The following is a 4,031-nucleotide window of genomic DNA, read 5'->3' on the forward strand; positions in this document are numbered from 1 at the left end:
CTCGGCGTTCTGCGGCGCGGGCCGCTTGCGGGGCGCGTCGGGGGCAGAGGCCGTGGCGCCGGGCGCGCGCATCCGCACACGCTTGATCCGGCGGGGATCAGCCTCGACCACCTCGAATTCGACGCCCGAATCATGCGCGATCACCTCGCCGCGCAACGGAATCCGTCCGGCCAGCATGAAGATCAGGCCGCCCAGGGTGTCGATCTCGTCGTCCTCGTCGTCGCTGGCCAGCCGCAGCCCGGTCTCGGCCTCGACCTCGTTCAGCGGCGCGCGGGCCTGGATCAGCCATTGCGCCGGCTTTTCCTTTATCCACATCCGGCCCTCGGCCTCGTCATGCTCGTCTTCGATCTCGCCGATGACCTGTTCGATCAGGTCCTCGATCGTGACCAGGCCGTCGACGCCGCCATATTCGTCTATGACCAGCGCCATATGGGTCCGCTTCTGCTGCATCTGCTGCAACAGCACCCCGATGGGCATCGAGGGCGGCACGTACAGCATCGGTCGCAGCATCGGCCGCAGGGTGAACTTGCCGCCGGTCCCGAAGCCGTGCTTCAGCGCCAGATCCTTGAGGTGGATCAACCCCAGCGGGCTGTCCAGCGTGCCGCGAAAGACCGGAATGCGCGAAAAGCCGTGCTCGCGAAACATCTCGACCAGATCGTTCAGCGTGACGTTCAGCGGCGCCGCGATGATCTCGGCCTTGGGGATGGCCACGTCATCGACGCGCATCCGCCGCAGATTGACCATGCCGGGCGCGGGCTGGGCCACCGGTCGGTCGCCTTCATCGCCCGCCTCGTCCTCTTCCGATCCCGTCAGCGCGTCGAAGAACCGCCCGAAGAAGCCGCGCGACTGCGGCAGGTCGCGCCCCTCGCCGCCGACGCCATCCGCCTCGGAGGCGGCGTCGGCCCCAAGCGGGCGGGCGGATAATCGCGTTTCGGAGTTCATGACACTTTCTCTTGATAAGGATCGGGAATGTTCAGAATTGACAGGATCGAACGTTCGGACGCTTCCATGGTTTCCGCGTCGGCATCGTTCTGGTGATCATAGCCCAGAAGGTGCAACGTCGCATGAACCAGCAGATGGGTGACGTGATCGGCCAGCGGCTTGGTCTGCGCGCGCGCCTCGGCGGCACAGGTGTCGAAGGCGATGGCGATATCGCCCCATTCGTCGACCGCGGGCAGGACGGGGCGCGCGCCGGGTTGGTGCGGGGCGTGTTCGACAGATGGCCAGGACAGGACGTTGGTGGCGCGCGGCTTGCCCCGGAAATCGGCATTCAGCGCGGCGATGCGGTCATCGTCGCACCCCATCACCACGACCTCGCCGCCGATCCCGTGCCAGGTCAGCGTCGCCGCGACGGCGCGGTCGGCCAGGTCATCCAGCCCGGCCTCTTCCCATCGCTCATCCTCGATGACGCAGTCGGTTGCTATCTCGTCAGGCATCTCGTCGCATGGCACGTCGGGGCACATAGCTGCCGCGCGGCTCCTCTGTTTCGCCACGGGCGATGGCTGCCGCGTCCTCGGCGTCATAGGCGTTGATGATCCGCGCGACAAGCGGATGTCGCACGACATCCTTGGCGGTGAAATAGCTGAAGCTGATCCCCTTCACGCCGTCCAGAACCCGTTCCGCATCGACCAGCCCCGATTGCGTGCCGCGCGGCAGGTCGATCTGGGTGCGATCACCGGTGATGACCATGCGCGATCCCTCGCCCAGGCGGGTCAGGAACATCTTCATCTGCATCGTGCTGGCATTCTGCGCCTCGTCCAGCACGACGAAGGCGCTGGCCAGCGTGCGGCCGCGCATGAAGGCCAGCGGCGCGATCTCGATGCGCTTTTCCTCGATCAGCTTCTGCATCTGCTTGGCGGGCAGAAAATCGTTCAGCGCGTCGTAGAGCGGCTGCATGTAGGGATCGACCTTCTCCTTCATGTCGCCGGGCAGAAAGCCCAGCCGCTCGCCCGCCTCGACGGCGGGGCGCGACAGGATGATCTTGTCCACATTGCCGTTGATCAGCATGGTGACGCCGACGGCCACGGCCAGATAGGTCTTGCCGGTGCCCGCAGGGCCGATGCCGAAGGCCAGTTCGTGTTCGAACAGCGACCGGACATAGGCCTTTTGCGCATCGGTCCGCGGCTCGACCGACTTCTTGCGGGTGCGCAATTCGTAATTGCCGGCGGCGAACATCTCGATCTGTTCGACCGGGCCGGTTTCGCTCGGCTGGTCGATGCCCATGCGCAGCGCGGCCTCGATTTCGGGCAGGCCCACGGGCTTGCCCTGTTCCAGCCTGGCATAGAGCCCGCGCAACAGCTGCGCCGTCTCGGCCTGTGCCTCGGGGCCGCCGACCACCGCAAGCTGATTGCCGCGTCGCAGGATGTGAACGCCCAGGGCTTCCTCGATCCGCGCCAGGTGCCGGTCATTGGCGCCGCACAGGTCGATCAGCAGCCGGTTGTCGGGGAATTCCAGCAGGGTTTCGGGGGCGGCGGTCGTCACGGGGGGCGTCGGGGTCAGACCCAAATTTCTCTCCTGCTCAGGCATCTTTCCCTATGGTGGCGATCCGGGGGGATTCGCACAAGATGTCGCCGGGCGATTTCACGGCCTCGGTGCAGGCGCCGGGAAGGAATCGGCCGGAAAAGGCCGAAACCCGCCGCAGGCCGGGGCGCTTCACGTCCCGTCCGCCGGTCGATGCCCCAGAAAGGCGGCCAGCGGCGCAGCATCATCCATCCGCACCACCGGCCCGTCCCAGGCGATGCGGCCGTCCTGCAACAGCGCCACGCGGTCGCCGATCGCGCGGACCGAATCCATGTCGTGGGTGATGGTGATCGCGGTCGCGCCCGTCTCGCGCACGATGCCGCGGATCAGCGCGTTGATGCTGCGCGCGCGGATCGGGTCAAGTCCCGTCGTCGGCTCATCGAAGAAGATCACCGCCGGGTCATGCGCGATGGCGCGGGCCAGACCGACGCGCCTTGCCATCCCGCCGGACAACTCGGCCGGCATCAACCCGGCGGTTTCCGGCGGCAGGCCGACACGACCCAGACGCTCGACCGCGATGGCGCGCGCCTTGGCATCGGGCATGTGCTGGCGCAGGCGAAAGGCGACGTTCTGCCAGACATTCAGGCTGTCGAACAGCGCGCCGCCCTGGAACAGCATCCCGAAATGGCGCATGAAGTCGGGCCGCGCGGCGGCATCCAGCGGCCGGTCCTGCCACAGGATCGTGCCCGCATCCGGCGCCACCAGCCCCAGGATGCATTTCAGCAGCACCGATTTGCCGGTTCCAGACTGGCCGATCACGCACAGGCTTTCGCCCCGCTCGACACCGATCTCGATTCCGGCCAGCACCCGTTTCGGGCCGAAGCTTTTGGTCAGGCCGTGGACCCGGATCATCGGAAAAACAGCCCTGTCAGCGCGAAATTCGCCGCAAGGATGCCGACGGCGGCGGCGACGACGGCGGATTTGGTGGCCCGGCCGACGCCCTCGGCCCCGCGCCCGGACCGCATTCCGAACCAGCAGCCGCTGGCCGCCACGATCAGCCCGAAGGCGGCGCCCTTGATCAGCCCCGACAGCACGTCCCAGCGTTCCAGGTAGGCCCAGCTATTGGACAGATAGGCGGTCGAATTGAAGCCCAGCGATTGCGTTCCGACCAGCCAGCCGCCCATGATGCCGATGCTGTCGCCCACCGCCACCAGAACCGGAACGGTCAGGATCGCGGCCCAGAGCCGCGGCGTCACCAGCCAGCGGATCGGATCGGTGGACAGCGTGACCAGCGCGTCGATCTGCTCGGTCACGCGCATGGTGCCGATCTCGGCGGCGATGGAACTGGCGACGCGGGCGGCGACCATCAGCCCGCCCAGGACGGGGCCAAGTTCGCGCACCATGCCGATGGCAACGATGGCCGGGACCACGTCGCCCGCCTGGAAACGCGCCCCGCCGGAATGGATCTGCAGCGCCAGCGCCGCGCCGGTGAACAGGGCCGTCAGGCCCACGACCGGCAGCGACAGCCAGCCGATCTGAAGCATCTGGGCGGCAAACAGGCGGGCGTAGAA

The 4,031-nt window shown here is 67.4% G+C and carries 5 protein-coding genes; all 5 read right to left on the bottom strand.

Features of this window, described 5'->3' with window-relative positions; translation table 11 throughout:
* A partial coding sequence (locus tag B4L36_RS08905) for a hemolysin family protein (RefSeq protein WP_292955588.1) occupies window positions 1-942 on the bottom strand: 942 nt, incomplete at its 3' end.
* The gene (ybeY, locus tag B4L36_RS08910) at window positions 939-1,436 is read right to left on the bottom strand and encodes an rRNA maturation RNase YbeY (protein WP_292955591.1); all 498 of its coding nucleotides are present in this window, start codon (window positions 1,434-1,436) and stop codon (window positions 939-941) included. The genes B4L36_RS08905 and ybeY, both read right to left, overlap by 4 nt.
* Window positions 1,429-2,526 (bottom strand): PhoH family protein, encoded by a 1,098-nt coding sequence (locus B4L36_RS08915; RefSeq protein ID WP_292955594.1) that lies wholly within the window; start codon window positions 2,524-2,526, stop codon window positions 1,429-1,431. Before B4L36_RS08915 ends, ybeY begins: the two co-directional genes overlap by 8 nt.
* A gap of 126 nt (window positions 2,527-2,652) precedes the next feature.
* The gene (locus B4L36_RS08920; RefSeq protein ID WP_292955597.1) at window positions 2,653-3,372 is read right to left on the bottom strand and encodes an ABC transporter ATP-binding protein; all 720 of its coding nucleotides are present in this window, start codon (window positions 3,370-3,372) and stop codon (window positions 2,653-2,655) included.
* Window positions 3,369-4,031 (bottom strand): MlaE family ABC transporter permease (locus B4L36_RS08925; protein WP_292955600.1); only part of this gene is annotated, 663 nt, incomplete at its 5' end. The genes B4L36_RS08925 and B4L36_RS08920, both read right to left, overlap by 4 nt.

The sequence above is a fragment of the Paracoccus sp. UBA889 genome, assembly GCA_002294185.1.
Taxonomy (GTDB): domain Bacteria; phylum Pseudomonadota; class Alphaproteobacteria; order Rhodobacterales; family Rhodobacteraceae; genus Paracoccus.

Excerpts from the sequence above, each read along its gene's own strand:
- B4L36_RS08920 (WP_292955597.1), bottom strand. The coding sequence starts at position 3,372 with ATGATCCGGGTCCACGGCCTGACCAAAAGCTTCGGCCCGAAACGGGTG.
- B4L36_RS08915 (WP_292955594.1), bottom strand. The coding sequence starts at position 2,526 with ATGCCTGAGCAGGAGAGAAATTTGGGTCTGACCCCGACGCCCCCCGTG.
- ybeY (WP_292955591.1), bottom strand. The coding sequence starts at position 1,436 with ATGCCTGACGAGATAGCAACCGACTGCGTCATCGAGGATGAGCGATGG.